Raw genomic sequence first — 21,654 nt, forward strand, 5'->3', positions numbered from 1 at the left:
GACACTATGGATTAAAAGTTACCTTTAATTGAACGATTTCAGAGCGTGTACCGATGCGGATAGGCGTCCCCCAAAAGCCATACCCAGAAGAGACAATTGATTGCAGCGTTCCTTTCTTTAAATAGCCCCAATCATTTTCATAAATCATATTTGTAATCAAATTCATCGGAGCGATTTGGCCGCGATGCGTATGCCCGGATAAAATTAAGTCCACACCGTTCTTCTCTGCAATGTCAAGATCATAGGGCTGGTGTTCAAGGAGAATGACTGGTTTTGACAAATCCACCCCATCCATTAATTCGGAAAGCTTGGCACGAGTAACATCTTGGTAACCACGGTCTTTCCGGCCAATCAGCGTAATCCCATTGTCCAATATAATCGTTTCATCTGCTAAAAGCTTCATCCCACTGCTATTAAATACTTGGATTAAGTCAACATCTTCGTCGCGATCATGATTTCCTAATGAACCAAATACAGGTGCCTTAATCTTTCTCAGAATGTCCGGAATTCCTCCCTCAAGATAAGGCTTTACGTCATCATCTATAATATCGCCTGGAAATAAAACGAGATCAGGCTCCATCGAATCGATGTGTTTGACAAGCTTCCTAGCTTGGTTCGCACCAGACAGCACCCCAAAGTGCATATCGGAAGCCATCACTATAGTAAGACTTTGTTTTCCTTCAACGTGCTTATCAATATGTAGTTGATAACTTTTAATAACCGGACTATAGGCGTTATAAATTCCAAAACCAAAGAAAGCTATAATACCAACAATTACCGCATTTCCCGTCCACTTAATCGCCGCATTTTTACGAATACGGGTAAACCTAGTCAAATAAACAAACAAATTAATAAATGGAAGAATGAGGAGCAAAAAATAAAAAAGCCCCAGCCAGATAGCACCTACCCACGTAAGGACGATACTATCTTCAACAAGACGCCCAAAAACAAACGAATACGCAAACAGAGTAAGAACCACCCAAAAGACATACTTTACTCGTTTCTTTTTTCCTCCAAAGATTTGTAACCATTTCCAACCATTCCATCCGATATATACCAGAAACAAATTGTAGATCAAGATAACCCCTAGTATAAACAACATAGGAAAATCCCCTCTTATCAACCAATTGAAGTCATACTTCCATTAGAACCCATTTATGGAAAAATGACAACAAGAAGGTAACTGACACCCCTTTTGACACGAATTTGTAATAAAATTTGTCATTTCTTGAATATTTTTTCAAACTTTTTGAAGGAGATTGTCGAAAAAAAGAGAATCAAGTTAAGGAGGTTAAATAAAGGAGGAGAATAGATGAAGAAATTATTAACTGTATTAGCAGGAGTGGTTATTGCCTTATCCTTGTTTGTCACTACTGGGAATACTGTGAAAGCTGCCGAGCCAGATGGGGATTGCATCTGCCACGACCTTCTACCAATCCAAGGTCCAGAAAGAAATAAAATTGTCGCAGATTTTTTAAGTAGTAAGGAATTTCAAGCGAAAAAATTAGAACTTATTAAATCTGGTTCTACATGGAACGGGGCACATACAATTGAAGTAGTCTTACCTGCTGAGGGTGTCACGATGGTTGGTGTTCCTTTTATCAGTGCTACTGGAATTCCAGAAGTTTATGTCTTTATCAATGGAACTTTTGTCGGTTCTGCACCAGCAGAATGAATAAAAATTCCCAACCATGAATCGGTTGGGAATTTTATTTCATTTCTAATAATCTATTTATCACCAAACTGCCAAACACTATGACTCAAATTCCCATAGCGATAACTCCGGTGCAGCAATGTCGCGTTTGGGCTGTCGTCTGCTGCTCCCATCGCATAGAAAATTGGGATGAAATGTTCATTTCCATAGCGTGGAACAGCATATTCAGCATTTGGAGAAAGTGTATCATACTTAAATAGGGAATCTACATCCCATTTGGTTAAGTGGTCTGCTAGCCAATTGTCAAAGTCAACTGCCCATTGATCAATCTCATTATCTGCCCATTTCACTGCTCTCAGATTATGCACGGTTCCTCCGCTGGCAATAATTAAAACATCGTCGGCTCTTAATGCAGCTAAGCTTTTCCCAATCTTATATTGTTCTTCTGGTTTAAGATTCGAATTAATTGACATTGAAATCACGGGGACATCTGCATTCGGATACAGCAAACGAAGAACGACCCATGCCCCATGATCAAGGCCGCGCTTGGTTTCAACTTCGAACGGTACGCCGTTTTTCGTGAACAAATTCTTAATTTCTTGAGAAATCTGCTGGTTCCCCTGGGCTGGATATTTAATCCTGTACAATTCTGGGTCAAATCCACCGAAATCATAAATTGTGTCATAGGTATCAACTTCGCTTACTCTTTGCATGGATGATTCCCAATGGGCAGAAAACAAAATGATGGCCTTTGGCCTCGGCAAAGTTTTCCCAAGCTGAGTCAGAAACTGAGTATATTCATTGGTTTCAACCGCTAATAACGGCGCTCCATGAGCAATAAATAATGATGGCAACATATAACTTCCCCCTATTTAGTTAGTTAGGCTGCTTTCGAAAAAGATGTAGTCCCGTCGTTTTTACCTTTGAAAATGAGTTGATCCAATGCGAACAGTTTGCTTCCATTGATTGTAAGAACTACAGCCATTGCGAGTAAGGCCAAATCTAATTCATAACCAGCCATTTGTCCATTACCTAAAAACCCTACTGCTAATTTCACTTTTACGGTTGCACCAATCATTAACAATGCCAACAATGCTGATACGATTCTGGTGCCAAAACCTAGAACTAATGCAGCACCGCCGATCAATTCAATAGATGCCACTCCATATGCTAAGAATCCTGGTAATCCAATACTGTCAAACCAGCCAACAATATTTACAATTCCGCCTTGAAATTTTACTAACCCATGAACAAAGAATGTAATTCCTAACATGACTCTTATAATTAACGTACTAACTTCGAATTTTTTTAACATGATTAATTTCCCCTTTTTACCATTATTTTATTTTTTTACTCTTTCCATTAACCAATTCATGAAATCTTTATGGTTTTCCATCGAAACAGTGTGTCCTTCTTGATAGGTTTTAAAAGTGACATCTGCTCCCAATGAACGAAAATACTTATTATTCTCCAAACCCCAATCAAATGGAAGAACATGATCCATCTCACCATGGGAAATAAACAAAGATAGCTTATCAACTGGCTGAACATCGTATTTTTCTTTTACAAATGCAGGAATATATCCGCTAAGGGCAATAATCCCTTTGATACGGCTTCCTAATGTTAATCCAAGTGTCATCGACAAAATTGCCCCTTGACTAAAGCCCAGTAAGAATAATTGACTCTGGTCGACAGGATATTCAGCACATGCATAGTCAATAAAACTTTTCAGTTTATTAATTCCCTCATCAAACACTTCCCGATGCGGTTTTCCATATCCTTGAATAGTAAAAAACGCATAGCCTGGTGGTTGTGGAAGATGGCCGCGGATGCTAAAAATGTAAAAACGTTCTTCTAACCCACTTACAAGTGACAGCATATTCTGTTCATTACTGCCAATTCCATGCATTAAAAACAATGCAGGATAGGTTTTACCAGGTTCTGTCTGTGCTGGTCGATGTAGCTCATAAACCATCGGTGCATTCATTTTCATCATCCCTTCTTGTTAATTAGAGTGCCATATCTATTAATACTTAACCTCTAAATAAGGTTGATATATTCCCTAATAAATAATAAAGTTTCATATTTAAAAACTAAGAAACAAAAAATATATGTTTTTTAATATGAACCTTTGTTGTTTATATGATAACAAGAGGTTAGATAATTTGTCAACGAATATTTTCTAATACACATATTTGTTTTATATTAGGAAACTACCATATAAAAAAATAGGAACCTTTTCTGGTTCCTATCACGCACCATTTATCGATACTAAATATCCATTTATCTCTGAAATTAACTCCATTGGATTTTCAAACATACTCATATGGCCCGAATCTTTAATGAGTGACTGCTTAATATTGGGCTTGCTGACCGAAAATGTCTTATCAGCAGGGATAATTTGGTCCTGTTCCCCAGCAATTAATAAAACGGGTACAGTTGAGGATTCCAAGACTTGGTTGCGATCTGGCCGGTCCTTCATCGCCTTTAGTGCATCGATTGCACCCTCAGCAGAAGTAGAATAGCCTATTTCCATTGCATTTCCTACATAATTCTCATCTTGGTTATCAGGTGAGAAAAGTTTCGGTACCAAACCGTCAATTAGCGAATAAATACCAGACTTATTTACTTTTTCAATATTTGCAATTCTGCCCTTTTTCGCCTCCTCCGAATCCGGAAAGGCAGTTGAATGAATCAATGAGTAACCATTTAATTGGCTGCTGTAATTCTCAGCAAACGCAAGTGTGATGTAGCCTCCTAAGGAATGACCAAACATGGTTACTTCCGATAAATTTAATTCATCCAAAAGTTTTTTCACATGTTCCGCTAGATCCTCAATCGAGCTATTCCCTTTTAAAGGATCAGACTGTCCGTGGCCCGGAAGATCAGGGGCAATTACTCGAAAATCGGCTGATAATGTTGGGATCACATACTCCCAATAACTTGAACTCCCACAAAAACCATGAAGAAGAACGATTGCCTTCCCTTCACCACTATCTATGTATGCTACCGTTGAGTCATTTACATTACGTTTGTTCATTTCCATACAGGTTTCCACCCCTGAGTTTGTTTAACTTATTTGCTCTTCATTATTATCATTACTGAGTAATATTCGTTTAGAAGGAATTACGGTTAGGTTTGATTTTTTCAATAAATAATTTAAATGTTCAATCGGCATCGAACCATGTCCTTTACTATCTGCAAGCGTAAATTGAACCGTGACCCCATTATAACTTTTGACAGTCAATGATTCAGCAGAATTGAAAAAACCTTTAATTCCTTGAGAAATTTGATACTTTGTACCTTCTTCGATTAACATTAGATTGCTCCTTTATTGATATTATTAATAAGTAGTATGCCTAGAATGGTTTTATACATACTTAATTTTCCCAATTGAAATAAAGTGTAACAAAAAGAGAGAGATAGAGTTATCCCTCTCTTACCGTCTTTTATTCTTCCGCTCCCTCTTCTTCATCCATCATAGCGTCAAATGCTTCTGAAACTTTATCAAATTCTTCATCACTTTCGATTGCGGCCAAATCACCTTCTTCATCAACCTTCATAAAAAAGATATCAATATCTTCATCTGATTCTTGCCTTATTTCGTCCGCAAATCCGACAGCAACATAATCTGTTCCTTCAATCGTCATAACACCTAATACCTCAACTTCTTGTTCTTCACCATTTTCATCAGTTATCGTAAAAATTTCTTGAACTTCGACTTTACTCATTCTAAGTTCCCCTTTTTTAAAAGTATTTTTCTTATCACAGTATCCCTAAATTTAAGGGATTTCATACGAAAACATCTATTTCCACTATATATATACCACAAAAATCTTATATAATTAGGAGATAATGACTTGCTAAGGAGAATTCCAATGAATCAAAAAGAGCTAGAAGAAAAAATAATCGAAAACTATCGTGGCGAAGAAAAAATGATGATCCTTGTATTCGCTCAATGGTGTGTAAATCATGACCTCAATCCAGAAGAATTATATTTGCGTGCTTATCCAAATCAGGCAGCGAATCCTGCCTTAAGAGAGGCGATTGAGTTAACCGTCCCGAAAGAAGAAGCAGGAGAAGTGGGCAACCAAACATTGCTTGGAGTCTTGTCATTATTTGGCAACGATGATCTTGCATTTGTTGTTACTGAAGAAATCAACAAACTGAAGAAATAAAGGTTTTGTGCAAATTTTAAGTAGCTTTGTACGGATTTCAAGTCGTTTTGTACGAATTTATGAAGTTAAGTACAAATGGTACTAGTTTTGTACAATTAGACATTTTCTTCCAATGATTTTCAAAAAAGGAGACATAGCCCACAAGCTATGTCTCCTTTTTTATTTAATAATGGTATTCCCTGTTCACCGGTGAAGGCTTCATTAAGAAATCCTTTAATGCCTCTCTATTTTCTTCTAGGTCAAGTTCTAGAACCGCACCAGCATGAGGATAAGTCTTATTAACAAAGCTATTATGAACGGGTATCCGTAAACTATCGATATTTTTGATTGGATAAAACACTAATTTCGATAATACGGATAAAATTTCCCCTTTGTCCATATCCGACTCGACATGATTCAAACTCTCCTCAACAAATTCAGGAAGTGCTGCTAATGACTCAATGTGACTAAATTTATTTTTTAACTGTTCCTTAACCTTGACGATGACTTCCTGTTGCCGTTTCACGCGGCCAAAATCACTTTCGTTATCATGTCTAAACCGGACATATTTTAATAATTCTCTTCCTTTCAGCGCATTTTTCCCGGGCTTCACATCCATATTGAAATCGTCAATCATCTTTTGACTTACATTGACTGTAATCCCTTCGGGTGCAATCAGGTCAATAAAGTTTGCAAATCCCTCAAAATCAATCGAAATAGAGTGGTCTACTTTAATTCCGAAATTTTGATCAATGGTCTTTTTCAATAATTCATTCCCACCAAGAAAATAGGCCTTGTTAAGCTTGTCGTAGCCTTTTTTATGCCCCGGAATTTTGACATAACTGTCTCTCATCAAACTAATTAACTTGATATTTCCTTCATTAGGAACATATTGAGCAATAATGATGGCATCCGAGAAAGATTGGGGTTCCCCTCTTGAATCACTCCCGATTAATAGAAAGTTCATGATTCCCTTTTTATCTTTTTGATCTGGACTATCTTCCATTTTCGATGGTGAAGAGGGTGGAACTTGATTTTGGTCACTTAAATTTCCAGTCGAACAACCTCCTAATATAATTGAAAATAGAATTATCATGAATGTCCTCAAGCTTTTCACCAACTTTCAATAATATCGGTTTAAATGATGATAAATGATACTGCCTATTTAATTTCTCAAGTTTTGTATTTGATTATTCTTCTTTACCGTTATCTTTCTTAAAATAAACCTTTTGATTGCAGGATAATTTGTATAAATATCCCTATTTTACACATAATGAGAAAAAATTATTGTTGAGGGATCTCATTGAAACTAAAAGCAAATCTTCCAGGCAAAGAAGCAAACTCAAACAACAATGACGAACAAAATTGGCTCCAACGTTTAGCGAAATCGAATGACTTCGTTCATGAGCAAACTTCCCTAAAAGAGGAAGACCCATATTGGCTTTCTTACTATCGGACTCTGATTTCATCTGATATCCTCCATCAGGATGTTTTGCCCTACATGCAGGAGCAGTTATCATTACAAGAATTAAAACGCAACATTCCTGTAGAAGTAATTATTTTTACGAAAGATCCTAAGGAAATCATTCAAAACCTCATGAGGGGATTCCTAGCTCTTCAAAAACATGAAGATGATGAAGAATGTTTATTAATTAATATTGCAAACAGTAAATTTCGGGATGTTAGCATTACAACATTGGAATCTTCCGCTCTTGGACCACAAGTGGGTTTTATTGAAGAATTAGACATCAATATTAACTTAATTCGAAAACGGTTACCTGTCCCTGAACTGCTTGTCATTGAAATGAAGGTCGGAGAACTTTCAAAAACGAATGTTGCGGTTCTCTATATGGATGGGATTGCTGATCCGGAAAATATAAACACGGTTGTCCAAAGAATTGGCGATGTTCAATATGATCATATCCAGGACAGCTCTTACCTGTCCTCAATGATTGAGGACAATTCGAATTCATTATTTCCTCAATCCATTTCAACTGAACGAGTAGATCGGGTTGCTGCTGGTTTAACAGAAGGAAAAATTATCATTGCCGTGGATGGTTCCCCAAATCTCGTTATTCTACCTGTTACCTTATTTGAGTCGTTTATTGCGATGGAAGATTATAGTTATTCCTGGATTATTGGTAATTTCTTCCGTGTTTTGCGTTTTTCGGCCTTATTCATTTCAACAATGCTTAGTCCTATGTATGTTGCAATTATGACCTATCATTATGAATTAATTCCTGCCCCATTACTAGAAACCTTAGTAGGGTCAAGGGCATCAGTTCCCTTTCCACCTTTTTTAGAAGCTTTATTCTTAGAAATCATGATTGAAATGGTAAAAGAGGCAGGCATTCGATTACCATTTAAAATCGGACAATCTCTTGGCGTTGTGGGTGGTATTGTCATCGGACAGGCAGTAGTGGAAGCGGGATTAACCAGTAATGTATTACTTATTCTAGTAGGACTTGGAACCTTGGCCTCCTATACGTCGCCGGTCTATAAATTTAGTAACACGGTTCGGTTTATTAAGTTTCCAGTGATTATTCTTTCCCAATGGTTTGGGCTGTTCGGTGTGTTTTGGGCGGTGCATTTTACAAGCATCCACCTATTACGTTTAACATCTCTCGGTCGTCCGTATTTAAGCATGTACCCAATCCGCACAACATCCTTTCAAGACCTTTGGTTTCGACTTCCTTTTTCCAAACAAAAAGACAATCCGTCTACACTAAGGCCTCAAAAGATAAGAAAAACTACTGGGAATCGCAAAAAACCAGAACCATTGAACGATTTTTATGAATAAATCAGTAAAGGAGGGAGATTCGATTGGAAGTGGATAAAAGACATCAAGTTTCTCCTTATTTTGCTTTCTTTATTATTTACAATTCGCAAGTGGGGGTCGGTATTTTAGGATTCCAAAGGACGATTGCCGCAAAAGCAGGATATGACGCTTGGTTGTGTGTCCTTGTAGCGGGTTGTATAGTTCAAGTGTTCATCTGGATGATGTATCAACTTCTCAGCAAGGCTGATGGAGATATTATTGATGTCCATTCACAAGTGTTTGGGAACTTTCTGGGCAATGTTATGAGCTTTACTATTATGATGTATTATTGGCTGGCAAGTGTCTCAGTGGTCCTTTCATTTATTGAGATTATCCAAGTTTGGATGTTCCCTACTTTACCTGCATGGATTCTATGTTTGATGATCTTTGGATTAGTCTATTATTGTGTATCTGGAGGATTTCGAGTTGTTGTCGGTGTTTCTTTTTTATCATTCCTAGTTCCACAACTCATGTTTATCGTTCTTTATCTATTTCCTTTACAAGCTGCTCACTTCTCCAATTTATTACCAATCATGAATCATTCCTTTAGAGAGCTATTGGATGGGATCAAGAGTTCAATGTATACTTTAGCAGGAACTGAAACGTTACTAATGTTCTACCCTTTTATTAGAGACGCTAAGTCTTCAAAAAAATTCGCTCATTTAGGAGTACTGTTTACTACCCTGCTATATACTCTGTCTTCGATTGTCTCATTTACGTTCTACAGCGAAAGTCAACTAAACCAAACAATTTGGCCTGAATTGTCTTTAACAAAGGTCATTCGGCTATCTTATTTAGAACGATTTGAATACATATTTATTTCGATGTATTTAATTATTGTTTCTTCTTTGCTTTCCCTTCTATTATGGAGTTCAACAAGAGGTCTAAAAAAGATTTTTAAAAAGAAGCAAAAGTACTTCTTAATCGTTTTAATCCTACTTAGTGTGGTCACCTCTCAAATAATAAACGAAGAAATAAAAGGAGTTCTTGATAAAATAGTTACCCAAATGAACTTATGGATCTTTTATGGTTATATCCCCGTCCTCCTGATCATTTTTACATTAATAAAGAGAGGTAAACAAAATGGGTAAGCGAATCTTATTAGGATTATTGGTTACTATTTTCTTATCCGGTTGTACCATGATACCAACTAATATCGTAAATCAAATTAATATGATCCAAGGTGTAGGATATGATTGGGCGGGAAAAAACACGATAAAAGGTACTCTTGCCTATCCTATTTATAAGAAGAATCAGCCTTCTACCACAGAAGTCAAAACAACATTAGGTGAAACAAGTAAAGAAATTCGTGTCAACATAAATAATGAATCACGGTATCCAATCCAAAGCGGACAGCTCCGGGTTGCCCTTTATGGAAAATCACTCGCTAAAAAGGGAATTAATGATATTGTCGATACCCTAAACCGAGATCCTTCTATAGGCAGTACTGTACACATGGCAATTGTCGATGGGGATGCCAGTGAGTTACTCAAAATGAAGAAGTTCAAAACGGAAAATGTTTCGTTGTACGTCCAAGAAATGCTCGATCAATACATGGAATCAGCTAGACTGCCTGAATTAAATTTACATACATTCTTATTTCAATATAGCCAAAAAGGACAGGATCCCTACTTGCCATTAATCAAACAGGTAGAAGATAATATTAAAATCATTGGCATCGCTATATTAAAAGATGATCGATATGTCTTTCCTCTTTTGATGGACGATTTATTCATTTTTAAAGGCTTAGTTGATAAATATAAGCATGGATTGCACCAATTCAAATTAAAAAATGGAGAGATGGTTGTCCTAGATATTCTTCATTCGAAAGCAAAATATCAAGTTAAAATTATAAACGGCCGACCGGAATTTACGATAAATCTTAAGATGAAAACAAGACTGCAGGAATTTAGATCTCCTAAGAAACAACGGGTAGCCATTAATAAAAAAAAGATCCAACAAGAAATTGACAAACAATTAGAAGGAAATGCCCTAAAAATCATCGGAAAGTTTAAAAAGCATGGTGTGGACCCGTTAGGCCTTGGTGCAAAATATAAAGAGCACTACCGCGGATTTAATGACAAACAATGGAAAAGATTCTATCCAACAGCAAAGGTTCATGTCAATGTAAAGGTCGATATCAAACAAACTGGGACTGTAGATTAATTCTTAATAATGAAGCGGATATTTTTAAGGTAAATGGTCAAAATAAAATCAGGGCTTGTAGCTCAAGGTGTAGAGCAACCTGTAGTCCATCCTGATGACTGCAGTGTGTCTTGTGGGTTCAAATCCCACCTGGCCCTTTCCAAATAACCAATAAAAAAGGTAAGCCAGTTTTTTAAATAACACTGACTTACCTTTTTGCATTTTTATTATAGTAAACCAAAATATTGTACCGTTTGAGTAATAATGAGTGGAACAAGAATGGCGATAACGGTCGGGATTAGGAAAGCAAGAAAGGTCCATTTCTTACTCTTTGTTTCTTTATAAATATTAAGCAATGTCGTCCCACATGGATAATGCAGCAGTGAAAATAACATCATATTCAATGCTGTCAACCACGTCCAGCCGTGTTCTAAAAAGATTTTTTTTAAGTCCACGAGGTTATCGACTTCTGTCAGTGACCCCGTTGATAAATAACCCATCAACAGGATGGGAAGAACAATTTCGTTAGCCGGCAAGCCGAGGATAAACGCCATCATGATATACCCATCAAGTCCTAGCATTTTTCCAAATGGATCTAAAAATTCAACAGCATACATAAGAATACTTGTATCACCAATGTAAATATTTGCGAACACCCATGTTAATATCGCTGCCGGTGCGGCCACTTTAACAGCTCGAACCAGTACAGACCAAGATTTTGTTAAAGAAGAGCGAATCACTGTATCAAAAATTTTCGGTTTTCGGTACGGTGGAAGCTCTAGCGTATAGTGGGTCGGGATCCCTTTTAGAGCTGTTTTCGAAAGCACCCATGAGACAAAAAAGGTGACGATGATTCCAAACAGAACAATTCCAACAATTACTCCTGTCGTAACAAGTGATTTCAGTCCTCCGGTAAAATTGGCAGCCATGAATAGCGACGCTAATACAATTAATGTTCCCCATCTTCCATTACATGGAACAAAGTTATTGGTCAAGATAGCAAGCATCCGCTCTCTTGGTGATTCAATAATCCGGGTTGAAATCACAGCAGCGGCATTACAGCCGAATCCCATTGCCATGGTTAGCGATTGCTTCCCATGAGCACCGACCCGCTTAAAGAGCCGATCCATGTTAAAAGCTACCCGCGGCAAATAACCATAATTCTCTAATAGTGCAAATGCCGGGAAAAAGATCGCCATCGGCGGCAGCATAACGCTAATGACCCAGGTTGTTCCCCGGTATAACCCGAGTACAAGAATTCCGTGCAGCCAATCGGGAGCATGCAGGAAAGTAAACAATGAAGTTAAGTAGCCCTCTACAAAACCAAAAAACTCAGCAATCATCGATGAAGGAATATTTGCCCCAGCGATGGTTAAATAAAACAAAACACCTAACATGGTTAACATGATCGGAAATCCAAATATAGGTGAAGTAAAGATCGCATCCAGCTTTTCTGTCCGGGTATCCCTTTTTGATTTCGTATAGGTAATTCCTTCTCCACATAATTTATGGCTGCGCTCATAGAGCTGTTGTACAATGTCATCTCTTAGCTTTGAGGTCGATAATTCCTGTGCCTCTGCATAAAGATCCTGAATTCGCATCGCGCTACACCTCCTCAGTCACCATTCGGTTACTTAATTCATTTAGTAAGGTTTCGTCTCCGTCTAGTAATCTCAAAGCAACCCAGCGAGACGATAGATGTTCCCCGACAATTTCACGAACTTTCGGTTCAATTTTCTTTATTTTCTCCTCGATTTCATCAGGATAGGTCACCGGAACAGGGTGGCATTCAATTGCTCCAGTCACAATGCGGTCAATCGTATCTAAAAGCATAGAAAACCCCTTTTTGTTTCGAGCAGATATTTTAATAATTGGAACCCCTAAGCGATTGGTTAACAGACGTTCATTAATCCGAATCCCTTGTTCCTCGGCGACATCAATTAAGTTAATGCAAATGATCACGTTTTTAGTCATCTCTAAAACCTGTAAGGCCAAATTTAGATTTCGCTCCAACGATGTTGCATCTACCACCACTAAGGTTACATCTGGTTTTTCAAAAACAATATAATTTCGAGCTACTTCTTCATCTTTTGAATTGGAAAAAAGCGAATAGGTACCAGGTAAGTCAATAAGTTGAAAGGTTTTATCTTTAAACTGAACACTCCCCTGTGCCATGGAGACGGTTTTACCTGCCCAATTCCCTGTATGCTGCCTGAGGCCGGTTAAGGCATTAAACAATGTGCTTTTCCCTGTATTCGGGTTTCCTGCTAAGGCAATTCTGTACTCATTCCTCATAGGACACCAGCTCCCCCTCTATTCTTGAGCTTTCCTCTCTTCGTAATGCAATCGTTGTTTGGCTGACCCGAAAAGCTATCGGATCTCCCAACGGACTTTTCCGAATCACCTCAACGAGTGCACCATTCACAAATCCTAAATCTAATAATCTTCTTCTCATAACACCATCTAAATTTAAATCGGTTATTTTTATTAAATTTCCTTTTTCTCCATTTACCAGTTTAATAATATTAGGTTTATCCATCTCTCTTTCCCCACCTTCAAAGTTTTTACCGTGTGCAACTTTTTATTAATTATATGTAATAATTCTAAAAATGTCTCCTTTTTTGCAAAAATAAATAATATTCTCAGGTTAGAAACTAGGCTTTTATATAAAACAATCATCTAGAGGAAAATAAATCCATTTTATTTTATAAATATAGAGTGTTTCTCTTGTATTTTTTTTATTTTATGGTAATCTAAAATTAATTTTTACAATATTCAGTAAAGTATAAAAATTGCGAATGGGGTGGGTAAAATGTTTGATTCTTCAGGGGGTTCTTACGAGATGGTCAACTCAAATATTTGTCAAAGTTGCGGGAGTGTAACCTTTCAGCATGAAGCATCTTCTTCAAGTAAAAGTAAAGGTATTACTTATGTGATTTTAGGCTGGTTATTCTTTGCCTTATCACTTGTCTTTCTACCGCTAGTGTTTGGAATCGGGGCAGTCTTCATGGGGGTTATGACTTTCTGTGAACGCAGTCAGGTCCACGGTGCGATTTTAACCTTTTTTGCAGCAACAGGTTTAATCCTTGGATCACTATTTAGCTTCATGGTATCAGGAACATTTTTCATCTAAACCACAAAACCCTTATGGAAAGAACCATAAGGGTTTTATAATTTTATGGTTATGTTGTGGTTAGCCAAGTGTAAATGGCTGCCATTCAAGCGGAAGCAGCTTTTGATACTGCCCTTGTAAAAAGCGATCATCAATTAATACGATGGTTCCTTGATCTTCTTCCGAGCGAATTAACCGCCCACCTGCTTGTAAAACCTTGTTCATGCCGGGATAGACATACGCGTAGTCATAACCATTTTTGTTTTTTTGATTAAAATGATCCTTTATGAGATTTCGTTCAAAACAAAGCTGCGGCAAGCCTACCCCAACAACCACAACTCCATTTAAACGGTCGCCAATTAAATCGACACCCTCCGAAAAGATACCGCCAAGGACCGCAAAACCCAGTAAGGTTTGGGTCTGATCAGGCTGAAACGCCTCCAAAAAAGCTTCTCTTTCTGATTCGGTCATTCTAACTGCTTGAACAATTGTATTCGTATCGTCATCAAGTTGCTTAAACTGCTCATATACAGCCAATAAATACTGATGAGAGGGAAAAAAAATAAAATAATTTCCGGGCCTTTCTTTAATCAAGGCTTGAATCACTTTTACAATAGATTGTTTCGTCCGGTCTCGATCCCGGTAACGCGTAGATAATGGGTGAATATAAACGTCGATCTGATCACGTGAAAATGGTGAAGGGATCGATACTGCATAATCATCCTCCCCCCCTCCAAGTATATCTTGATAATAAGTTAAGGGTGAAAGTGTGGCTGAAAAGAAGATTTTGGAGCGATATCCCTTTCCCATTTGTTGGAGAAGCTTGGATGGATTCATGCAAAAAAGTTTTACCAGTATATCGTTTTTCACTTTTTCCACATAAATGACATAGTGTTCATCAAGAAACTCCATTACTTTCAAAAAATGATTAACGAGAAAATAGGATTCTAAAAGAGTTTGGGACGTTTCTGTAGCTAGAAATTGTTCTGTGATTTCCACGAATTCAGAAAGTGAATCAACTAAATCAGTATCAATTCTAGAAAGTATGAACTCTTGTTGTTCAGGATGTTCTTTTTTAAGTAATAGAAACCAAGCATTTAATTTTTTTGCAGCATCAAATATCGCTTGATTAATACCTTTAAATTCCTTTTTCAATTCAAGAAAAGTATTTTTATTTATGGAGGATGAGAACATCTCTCGTCCCCGATCGACTAAATTGTGAGCTTCATCAACTAATAATGCGGTAGACTTCTTCTGATCTTCGAACAACCGTTTTAAGGAAACCCGCGGGTCAAAAACATAATTGTAGTCACAAATAACGCAATCGGCAGCATAGGCAAGGTCCAGAGAATATTCGAATGGGCAGACGGTATGTTTCTTGGCATAAATCTCAATTACGTCACGTGTAATCCCCGATTCATTCGTTAAAATATCAAGGATTGCGTCATTAATACGGTCATAATAGCCATTGGCAAATTCACAATATTCCATTTGACATGTTGTTTTTTCCTTAAAACAAACTTTGTCCTTAGCAGTGATAGTAACGCTGCTCATACAAAGACCACAGGCATGCATTTTCTTAAAGGCGTCTTCCACTGTTGTCCGGGTAATCGTTTTTGCAGTAAGGTAAAAAACTTTATCCAAATGCCCTTCTCCGATAGCTTTTACCGATGGAAAAAGTGTCGATATCGTTTTCCCTATTCCTGTTGGTGCTTTGACAAAGAGGTTCTTTTTATCGTAAATCGACTTATATACCGCCCCAGCTAATTTCCTTTGCCCCTCACGATAGGTTTCAAATGGGAAGGCAACCTCTTTACAGCTTTCATTTCGTTTTTTTCGAAGTTCATGGAGAAGATTTGCATAAGGGGAATAGTCCTTAATTACCTTTCCAAGAAAACTATCCAGTTCTGTAATTGAGTACCTTCTTCTGAAAAATGTCTTTTCAAGTGTTTCCACTTGGACATAAGTAAGCTGGACAGTGATTTTATGTAAGTTATTGTCCTTTGCATACATATAGGCATACAGATTTGCTTGTGCCCAGTGAACGGGATAGCCGCCTTGTTGGATGTGCTCGGAGGAACGTGAATATGATTTGATTTCGTCGATAACCACCTCATCCTCACGAAACAGCAATCCATCACACCTGCCGTCAATGATAAAGGAAAGGTCCTCTGCCTTGATCTCAGCACGGAGGTATACTTCTTTTCGGTCAGTTTCTTGATACGTTTTCTGGATCATTTGATGAATCCTTGTTCCATCATGCATCGTGGCTTGTGAACGGAAACGGGAGTCAATACTGCCACTCCGATAGACATGTTCGACGAGTGATCTTACTGATATATGAATAGTACCTGACACTAAATCACCAACTAACTTCAAATAAGAATATATGTTTGCTTATTTAAGTATATCACAAATAAAAAACAAGTGAGGCCAAACATTAATTGGGCCTCACTTGTTTATATCTCAAATATATTATGAGCGAATTTGACCTGTCCCACGGACGATAGCTTTAGTCGTTGTTAATGCGCGAAGTCCCATTGGCCCGCGGGCATGAAGCTTTTGCGTACTAATTCCGATTTCGGCCCCATAGCCAAACTGTTCGCCATCAGTAAATCGGGTCGAGGCATTATGATATAAAACGGCTGCATCGACTGCTTGGAAGAACAATCCGACGTTGCTATGATTTTCACTAATAATCGACTCGGAATGTTTTGTTCCATACTGATCGATATGATTAATTGCTTCCTTTACATCACTCACCAGTTTGACCGCCAAAATTGGAGCTAAAAATTCACTGGACCAATCTTCTTCCGTGGCTAGCTTTACAAACGGATAGGCAGATGTTAATTTTTCATCCCCTCGCAATTCGACACCCCGATCATGAAATGCATGTATTAGTTCATCTGTATATGGCCAGTGTTTCTGAATTAGCACGGTTTCAGCGGCATTACAAACGGATGGACGATGTAACTTTGCATTAATTGCAATATCGATGGCCATGGTTTCTTGGGCAGTTTCATCAATGAACACATGACAATTGCCTACGCCTGTCTCCAAAACAGGCACTGTCGCATTTTTGATGACCGACTGAATCAACCCTGCTCCGCCGCGCGGGATGAGAACATCGAGGTATTGATTTAATTTAAACATTTCGGATGCGGTTTCACGGCTCGTGTCCTCTAAGAGCTGAATGGCATCTGCAGGAATCGCCGTTCCCGCGAGCGCCCGCTGCATGACATGGACGAGTGCTTTATTGGAATGAATCGCTGTAGAACTTCCTCTTAAAAGAACCGCGTTACCAGCTTTTAAACAAAGGCTTCCTGCATCAACGGTCACATTGGGACGTGCTTCATATACCATTCCAATTACACCAAGCGGGACTCTGATCATTTCGATTTGTAAGCCATTCGGACGTTCCCATGCTTCGATGGTTTCGCCTATTGGATCCTGCAAATCAAATAACTGACGAACTCCATCGACAATCTGTTCAATTCTTTCTTCCGTTAAAAGCAGTCGATCCAGCAGCGACTCCGAAAGTCCATTTTCCTTTCCTACTTCAATATCCTTGGCGTTTTCAGCGATTAACCATTTTTTCTCTGACAATAGGTGGTTTGCCATCATTAACAAAGCTGTGTTTTTTTCCTTTGATGTCAGCATCCCCAATTGTTTGGCTGCCTTCTTTAATTTGATGGCTTTTTCTAATAACTCACTCATCCCTTATCACCCCTCCTGTATTGTCACCCAATTATCACGATGAATGACTTCAGCTTTTTTATTGATCGAATAATCTTTTGATTGTTCACTTGGCAAGCCTTTTACTTTTTCTAGATTCTTTGAAGAGTAAAAGCTTTGCCCTTTCCCAACGATTTTCCCTTTTTGATTTTGGACAACCACCACATCTAAGGCATTAAACTCACCGATCACATTGGTCACTCCAACAGGCAGCAGGCTTTTGCCCTGAAACACCACGGCTCTTTCCGCCCCGTCATCAATTTCAATCACACCACCGACCTGGGAATGATAAGCTATCCATTGCTTCCTCATTTGCATTTGCGTTTGGAAGGGTCCGCCGATGTATGTCCCGTCTCCTTTTCCTGCTAAAATATCAGCTAGTTTTTCCTTTCCCTTCCCTGTGCCGACAAAGACACTGACACCGAGGGAAAGTGCCTTTTTTGAAGCTAATAACTTCGATTTCATTCCGCCCGTTCCTACTGAAGAACCAGCTTCTCCTGCAACTCCTAGGAGGTTATCCGTTATTTCGGGAATGAAATGATATTTCTTGGCATCCTTAGATATTTTTGGATTGCCATCATATAAACCATTCACATCTGTTAAAATCATCAGCGCATTGGCATGTAAAAAGCCACTTACGAGTGCGGACAACATATCATTGTCACCGAAAGTCAATTCCTCGATTGCCACCGAATCATTTTCATTAATAATTGGCAATACCCCTTTTTGAAGTAACTCCTGAATGGTATTAAAGAGGTTATGAAAACGTATTTGGCTATAAAAGTCTTCTCGTGTTAAAAGAATCTGGGCTGGTACGATATTAAACTCGTTAAACAACTGAATATAATTTTGCATCAAGAGCCCTTGCCCAACAGCAGCAGCCGCTTGTTTCCCTGCTACAGTTTTTGGCCTAGTCGGATAACCAAGTGAACCAAACCCCGACGCAACAGCTCCAGATGAAATAAGAAGAACATCATGCCCCTGCTCCTTCAAAAATGAAAGCGCCTCGACATGGTCACGTATTTTCACTTCAGAAATTGTCCCTGAGGAATTGGTAAGCGAGCTGCTCCCAATCTTTACAACCACCAACTGTTTTTTCATTTTCCTCGAACCCTTCTTAAAAAAATAAAAAACGACTCTTCTGTCCTTAAAAAAGGACGGAAAGTCGTTTCCGCGGTACCACCTTTATTGATGCCATGCACCCACTTTGGACCCGTAACGAGGGTGACGGCTTATGTTTGCATAAGCAGTGTATTCGGGCAGGTTCAACCTTTTTTCCGTGAGAAACCTTACAGCCAAGCGGGTTTCACTCTCTTACACGTTCCGAAGATTTACTAATCCCTATCTGTTTTCGATTTATAATTTCTTTGATTATCCTTAGAAATCGATAAAAAGTCAATAGAATTGTTTAAATTTTTAAAATAAAAAAGCTAACCGAAATTGATTCGATTAGCAAAAGGATGATTTTATTTATTTTGTTTATACCATGCTGCTGCTGCTTCTACTTCATTAAAGGTTAATTGATGGCCATTATGCTCCCAGTGGAGATGGACTTTTGCATTCGCATTTTCAAGCATCTTTTCAAGGTCACCTGATTCCAATGGCGAACAAATCGGATCATTTGTGCCTGCGCCAATAAACACAGAGGTGCCTGATAAATCAGGTAATTCAATTGCTCGTAACGGAACCATTGGATGATGGAGGATTGCCCCTTTAAGAGCATCTGAGTAGTGGAACAACAAACTAGCCGCAATATTGGCGCCATTAGAATATCCAATTGCAATGACATTTTTTCGATCGAATTGATACTTTTGTGAGGCTTCATCTAGAAATTCATATAATTCTTTCGTGCGAAAAATAAGATCCTCTTCATCAAAAATACCTTCGGCCAATCTTCTGAAAAAGCGCGTCATTCCGTTTTCTAATACATTTCCACGTACACTTAAATAGGAAGCATCTTCATCAATTTTACCTGCAAGTGGGATTAGATCTAACTCCGTTCCTCCTGTCCCATGCAGTAATAGAAAAGTTGGCTTGGTTGCATCTTTCCCTTTTTGAAAAATATGTTTCATCAGATCCGTCCCCTTTCTATCTCAAAAACTCCATACAGTTATTGTTAGAAACTTGGTCATTTCCTACTCGTTCATAAAGTGAAATATCATAATTTCAGTTATCTTGAATATGAGATAATAGTAATACTAAACGATTTCCTCGTCAACCTTTTTGAATCTATACAAAAAGCATCCACAGGATGCTTTTTTTTATACCAACTATGTTAGGACTACTTTTAATACTATTCCGAGCGTGATTCCAAAAAACATCGAGGTAAGGGTTCCCAGCAAAAAATATTCTGCCCAGTCCCTGTCATCCATTTGTTTAAAGCGGGCAATGGATTTAGCAGCGACAATAAACCCAATTGCTGGATAGGCGCTATAAAATGTAAGCAATAAGACTAGTAATCTCTCAATATAGCCTATTAATTTTCCACGCGATAAATCATGCTTACTAAAAACAGTATAGTTATATTCCTCTGTTAATCCTTTTTTTCCACTATGTATAAACGCAGCTTCATTTCGTTCGTTTTTAAACGAATATTTTCCTTCAAAGGTTAAAAGCTGGCTAGGCAGGGTTCCTAATAATATCTTAATCATATGTCCGCTAACAGTCGTGGCTAAAATGACAATAATGGCTAGGAATAAAACAGAATCAATAAAGTTTAATCCTCCCGGCTGCTGAAAAAATCCCCTTATATTCATATGAAAACAAAATTTACACGTTAGAATAATCATTCCTAGATGCAGAAATTGATCCAACACAAAGAATCCTAACCGTTTCATATTTTCTTCGTTACCCATTCTCAATTGATTTAGCAGTTTTATCTTTATAGAATCTATCAAAAGATGTGATAACACAATCACTACCAGTGGAATCAATAGATATTTCTGGATATTTTCGAAATCGAATCCGAATACCCAAAAGCCGCTTAAAACAATTCCTGACATGAAAAAATGGTGGGCGATATGTTTGCTTAAGTTCTTCTGCTTTTCAATGACCATGTCATCTGTTTGTAAATAAAAATCTGCAAATAAGTGTGCCAGAACAAGACTGAATAATAACATGGTTTCCCCTCTCTCTGTCTGCTGGTATCTAGGAATCAAGGATGGTTTTTAATTTAGTCTTCATATGATCCCGGATGCTTTTTGTTAAGTTCGCATTGATATCCTGTGGAAGGAAGTCACTGTCAGGATAAGCTTTTTCTTGTAATGAATGCAATATACTAATAATTTTGGAATAAGTATCTAGGATTTCTTCACTATCTCCTTTTTTTAAATGGCTTGAAACTGTGGGAGCCGTCCGACCAAGCAGCTTTCCAACTGCCTTCTGTTGGTTTAATATCAGGTAGAGCGAACATACGAGCTCCTGGATATCGGTTTGATTTCTGATAAATTTAAGCTGCAAATTTAATAAAGCATTTATTAGTGTTTCGAATTCATTTCTAAACTGGTGATAGGGTAACCTATAATTCAAATCTTCTGGATAAAACTGGTCAAGCTCAAACTTAAATAGTAGTCTGTTTTTTTCTTGTTTGATTTGATCATTCGCATACCTAGCTTGTTTGACCAAGGGATGGATCCATTTTTCAAGATCCACTTTGCTTAATTCCTTGTCGATGTCACCAAAGGCCAAACCAAAATAAGGCATATGCCTTTTGTATTTCCACACTCTGCTAACAAAAAATGCAATGGTATAGGCTGTTGAATAACCAGGCGCCGCAAAAATAATTTCATCCCCAGCACGGTGTTTAATTTGGACCGATCCTATCATTTTCGTCCAGCTCGTAATCCAGTTGACTATCTCATCCAAATAACCAGACAATTCTTCACCCATTTGCTCCGATGAAGAATTGCTTACATCCAGAATAAAAATTGAAATAGGATAATTCATATTCATCGCCTCTGCTGTTATAAGTTAGATTATATAATCTAATTTTACTAAAGTTAGATTATATAATCAAACTTTAGTAAAATTAGTC

At 37.9% G+C, this 21,654-nt stretch carries 23 protein-coding genes; 6 read left to right on the plus strand and 17 right to left on the minus strand.

All coding sequences use genetic code 11. The features are described 5' to 3' along the window. Positions 1 to 4 precede the first annotated feature (4 nt). On the minus strand, positions 5 to 1,102 hold the full coding sequence (locus tag V7121_RS01415) for a metallophosphoesterase (RefSeq protein ID WP_335501314.1): 1,098 nt from the start codon (positions 1,100 to 1,102) through the stop codon (positions 5 to 7). A 210-nt stretch (positions 1,103 to 1,312) separates the two neighbouring features. On the opposite strand from V7121_RS01415, the gene V7121_RS01420 reads away from it, so the two are divergent. Continuing rightward, positions 1,313 to 1,675 (plus strand): hypothetical protein, encoded by a 363-nt coding sequence (locus V7121_RS01420; protein WP_335545471.1) that lies wholly within the window; start codon positions 1,313 to 1,315, stop codon positions 1,673 to 1,675. 53 nt (positions 1,676 to 1,728) lie between these two features. Here the strand turns inward: V7121_RS01420 and V7121_RS01425 are convergent, their stop codons facing one another. From V7121_RS01425 to V7121_RS01450, 6 genes are all read right to left on the minus strand, one after another. Then, on the minus strand, positions 1,729 to 2,511 hold the full coding sequence (locus tag V7121_RS01425) for a dioxygenase family protein (RefSeq protein WP_335501318.1): 783 nt from the start codon (positions 2,509 to 2,511) through the stop codon (positions 1,729 to 1,731). A gap of 23 nt (positions 2,512 to 2,534) precedes the next feature. Next, positions 2,535 to 2,969 (minus strand): DoxX family protein, encoded by a 435-nt coding sequence (locus tag V7121_RS01430; protein WP_335501321.1) that lies wholly within the window; start codon positions 2,967 to 2,969, stop codon positions 2,535 to 2,537. Between the two features lie 27 nt (positions 2,970 to 2,996). Beyond that, entirely contained in the window at positions 2,997 to 3,641 is a 645-nt protein-coding gene (locus V7121_RS01435) for an alpha/beta hydrolase (protein WP_335545472.1), read from the minus strand. Between the two features lie 264 nt (positions 3,642 to 3,905). Then, the gene (locus V7121_RS01440) at positions 3,906 to 4,700 is read right to left on the minus strand and encodes an alpha/beta fold hydrolase (protein ID WP_335500801.1); all 795 of its coding nucleotides are present in this window, start codon (positions 4,698 to 4,700) and stop codon (positions 3,906 to 3,908) included. Between the two features lie 24 nt (positions 4,701 to 4,724). Continuing rightward, positions 4,725 to 4,973, minus strand: coding sequence for a hypothetical protein (locus tag V7121_RS01445; RefSeq protein ID WP_335500799.1), 249 nt, complete (start codon positions 4,971 to 4,973; stop codon positions 4,725 to 4,727). A 130-nt stretch (positions 4,974 to 5,103) separates the two neighbouring features. Further along, the gene (locus tag V7121_RS01450) at positions 5,104 to 5,385 is read right to left on the minus strand and encodes a DUF1292 domain-containing protein (RefSeq protein WP_335500797.1); all 282 of its coding nucleotides are present in this window, start codon (positions 5,383 to 5,385) and stop codon (positions 5,104 to 5,106) included. A gap of 147 nt (positions 5,386 to 5,532) precedes the next feature. Here V7121_RS01450 and V7121_RS01455 point away from each other — a divergent pair, with 147 nt between their 5' ends. Beyond that, positions 5,533 to 5,832 carry a hypothetical protein gene (locus V7121_RS01455; protein ID WP_335500796.1) on the plus strand — a complete coding sequence of 100 codons (300 nt, stop codon included), beginning with the start codon at positions 5,533 to 5,535 and terminating at the stop codon, positions 5,830 to 5,832. Positions 5,833 to 5,995: 163 nt separating this feature from the next. Here V7121_RS01455 and V7121_RS01460 read toward each other — a convergent pair whose 3' ends face one another. Beyond that, complete coding sequence (locus V7121_RS01460) at positions 5,996 to 6,907, minus strand: LCP family protein (protein ID WP_335545474.1); 912 nt, start codon at positions 6,905 to 6,907, stop codon at positions 5,996 to 5,998. Between the two features lie 207 nt (positions 6,908 to 7,114). On the opposite strand from V7121_RS01460, the gene V7121_RS01465 reads away from it, so the two are divergent. Genes V7121_RS01465 through V7121_RS01475 form a run of 3 tightly spaced genes read left to right on the plus strand, consistent with a single transcriptional unit; the run spans position 7,115 to position 10,795 of the window. Further along, on the plus strand, positions 7,115 to 8,611 hold the full coding sequence (locus V7121_RS01465; RefSeq protein WP_335545476.1) for a spore germination protein: 1,497 nt from the start codon (positions 7,115 to 7,117) through the stop codon (positions 8,609 to 8,611). Between the two features lie 29 nt (positions 8,612 to 8,640). Next, positions 8,641 to 9,720 (plus strand): GerAB/ArcD/ProY family transporter, encoded by a 1,080-nt coding sequence (locus V7121_RS01470; RefSeq protein ID WP_335500812.1) that lies wholly within the window; start codon positions 8,641 to 8,643, stop codon positions 9,718 to 9,720. After that, positions 9,713 to 10,795, plus strand: a complete 1,083-nt coding sequence (locus V7121_RS01475) for a Ger(x)C family spore germination protein (RefSeq protein WP_335500790.1) — start codon at positions 9,713 to 9,715, stop codon at positions 10,793 to 10,795. Before V7121_RS01470 ends, V7121_RS01475 begins: the two co-directional genes overlap by 8 nt. 206 nt (positions 10,796 to 11,001) lie before the next feature. Here V7121_RS01475 and V7121_RS01480 read toward each other — a convergent pair whose 3' ends face one another. From V7121_RS01480 to V7121_RS01490, 3 genes are read right to left on the minus strand one after another with little or no spacing between them, the layout of a single operon-like run. Continuing rightward, the gene (locus tag V7121_RS01480) at positions 11,002 to 12,375 is read right to left on the minus strand and encodes a nucleoside recognition domain-containing protein (protein ID WP_335500788.1); all 1,374 of its coding nucleotides are present in this window, start codon (positions 12,373 to 12,375) and stop codon (positions 11,002 to 11,004) included. 4 nt (positions 12,376 to 12,379) lie between these two features. Then, positions 12,380 to 13,069, minus strand: a complete 690-nt coding sequence (locus V7121_RS01485) for a FeoB small GTPase domain-containing protein (protein ID WP_335500786.1) — start codon at positions 13,067 to 13,069, stop codon at positions 12,380 to 12,382. Further along, positions 13,059 to 13,313 carry a FeoA family protein gene (locus V7121_RS01490; RefSeq protein WP_335500784.1) on the minus strand — a complete coding sequence of 85 codons (255 nt, stop codon included), beginning with the start codon at positions 13,311 to 13,313 and terminating at the stop codon, positions 13,059 to 13,061. The genes V7121_RS01485 and V7121_RS01490 overlap by 11 nt, the downstream gene beginning before the upstream one ends. Before the next feature lie 303 nt (positions 13,314 to 13,616). On the opposite strand from V7121_RS01490, the gene V7121_RS01495 reads away from it, so the two are divergent. Then, positions 13,617 to 13,907 carry a hypothetical protein gene (locus V7121_RS01495; RefSeq protein ID WP_335500781.1) on the plus strand — a complete coding sequence of 97 codons (291 nt, stop codon included), beginning with the start codon at positions 13,617 to 13,619 and terminating at the stop codon, positions 13,905 to 13,907. Between the two features lie 60 nt (positions 13,908 to 13,967). Here V7121_RS01495 and V7121_RS01500 read toward each other — a convergent pair whose 3' ends face one another. From V7121_RS01500 to V7121_RS01525, 6 genes are all read right to left on the minus strand, one after another. Then, positions 13,968 to 16,244: an ATP-dependent DNA helicase gene (locus V7121_RS01500; RefSeq protein WP_335545478.1), complete on the minus strand. Its 2,277-nt coding sequence runs from the start codon at positions 16,242 to 16,244 to the stop codon at positions 13,968 to 13,970. A gap of 117 nt (positions 16,245 to 16,361) precedes the next feature. Then, positions 16,362 to 17,603, minus strand: a complete 1,242-nt coding sequence (locus tag V7121_RS01505; RefSeq protein ID WP_335545479.1) for a glutamate-5-semialdehyde dehydrogenase — start codon at positions 17,601 to 17,603, stop codon at positions 16,362 to 16,364. A 6-nt stretch (positions 17,604 to 17,609) separates the two neighbouring features. Further along, positions 17,610 to 18,722 (minus strand): glutamate 5-kinase, encoded by a 1,113-nt coding sequence (gene proB / locus V7121_RS01510; RefSeq protein WP_335545481.1) that lies wholly within the window; start codon positions 18,720 to 18,722, stop codon positions 17,610 to 17,612. Between the two features lie 365 nt (positions 18,723 to 19,087). After that, positions 19,088 to 19,693, minus strand: coding sequence for an alpha/beta hydrolase (locus V7121_RS01515; protein ID WP_335500775.1), 606 nt, complete (start codon positions 19,691 to 19,693; stop codon positions 19,088 to 19,090). A 198-nt stretch (positions 19,694 to 19,891) separates the two neighbouring features. Further along, positions 19,892 to 20,740: a DUF3307 domain-containing protein gene (locus V7121_RS01520; RefSeq protein WP_335500773.1), complete on the minus strand. Its 849-nt coding sequence runs from the start codon at positions 20,738 to 20,740 to the stop codon at positions 19,892 to 19,894. Positions 20,741 to 20,768: 28 nt separating this feature from the next. Then, entirely contained in the window at positions 20,769 to 21,566 is a 798-nt protein-coding gene (locus V7121_RS01525) for a hypothetical protein (protein WP_335500771.1), read from the minus strand. Positions 21,567 to 21,654: the final 88 nt, after the last annotated feature.

Source organism: Neobacillus drentensis (genome assembly GCF_036962125.1).
Lineage (GTDB): Bacteria > Bacillota > Bacilli > Bacillales > Cytobacillaceae > Neobacillus > Neobacillus drentensis_B.

Bases quoted from the DNA above. Each gene is read 5' to 3' on its own strand.
- V7121_RS01495 (WP_335500781.1), top strand. From the start codon at position 13,617: ATGGTCAACTCAAATATTTGTCAAAGTTGCGGGAGTGTAACCTTTCAG.
- V7121_RS01435 (WP_335545472.1), bottom strand. From the start codon at position 3,641: ATGAATGCACCGATGGTTTATGAGCTACATCGACCAGCACAGACAGAA.
- V7121_RS01490 (WP_335500784.1), bottom strand. From the start codon at position 13,313: ATGGATAAACCTAATATTATTAAACTGGTAAATGGAGAAAAAGGAAAT.
- V7121_RS01460 (WP_335545474.1), bottom strand. From the start codon at position 6,907: ATGATAATTCTATTTTCAATTATATTAGGAGGTTGTTCGACTGGAAAT.
- V7121_RS01525 (WP_335500771.1), bottom strand. From the start codon at position 21,566: ATGAATTATCCTATTTCAATTTTTATTCTGGATGTAAGCAATTCTTCA.
- V7121_RS01440 (WP_335500801.1), bottom strand. From the start codon at position 4,700: ATGGAAATGAACAAACGTAATGTAAATGACTCAACGGTAGCATACATA.
- V7121_RS01445 (WP_335500799.1), bottom strand. From the start codon at position 4,973: ATGTTAATCGAAGAAGGTACAAAGTATCAAATTTCTCAAGGAATTAAA.
- V7121_RS01475 (WP_335500790.1), top strand. From the start codon at position 9,713: ATGGGTAAGCGAATCTTATTAGGATTATTGGTTACTATTTTCTTATCC.
- V7121_RS01505 (WP_335545479.1), bottom strand. From the start codon at position 17,603: ATGAGTGAGTTATTAGAAAAAGCCATCAAATTAAAGAAGGCAGCCAAA.
- V7121_RS01485 (WP_335500786.1), bottom strand. From the start codon at position 13,069: ATGAGGAATGAGTACAGAATTGCCTTAGCAGGAAACCCGAATACAGGG.
- V7121_RS01420 (WP_335545471.1), top strand. From the start codon at position 1,313: ATGAAGAAATTATTAACTGTATTAGCAGGAGTGGTTATTGCCTTATCC.
- V7121_RS01480 (WP_335500788.1), bottom strand. From the start codon at position 12,375: ATGCGAATTCAGGATCTTTATGCAGAGGCACAGGAATTATCGACCTCA.
- V7121_RS01425 (WP_335501318.1), bottom strand. From the start codon at position 2,511: ATGTTGCCATCATTATTTATTGCTCATGGAGCGCCGTTATTAGCGGTT.
- V7121_RS01415 (WP_335501314.1), bottom strand. From the start codon at position 1,102: ATGTTGTTTATACTAGGGGTTATCTTGATCTACAATTTGTTTCTGGTA.
- proB (WP_335545481.1), bottom strand. From the start codon at position 18,722: ATGAAAAAACAGTTGGTGGTTGTAAAGATTGGGAGCAGCTCGCTTACC.
- V7121_RS01430 (WP_335501321.1), bottom strand. From the start codon at position 2,969: ATGTTAAAAAAATTCGAAGTTAGTACGTTAATTATAAGAGTCATGTTA.
- V7121_RS01520 (WP_335500773.1), bottom strand. From the start codon at position 20,740: ATGTTATTATTCAGTCTTGTTCTGGCACACTTATTTGCAGATTTTTAT.
- V7121_RS01450 (WP_335500797.1), bottom strand. From the start codon at position 5,385: ATGAGTAAAGTCGAAGTTCAAGAAATTTTTACGATAACTGATGAAAAT.
- V7121_RS01455 (WP_335500796.1), top strand. From the start codon at position 5,533: ATGAATCAAAAAGAGCTAGAAGAAAAAATAATCGAAAACTATCGTGGC.
- V7121_RS01515 (WP_335500775.1), bottom strand. From the start codon at position 19,693: ATGAAACATATTTTTCAAAAAGGGAAAGATGCAACCAAGCCAACTTTT.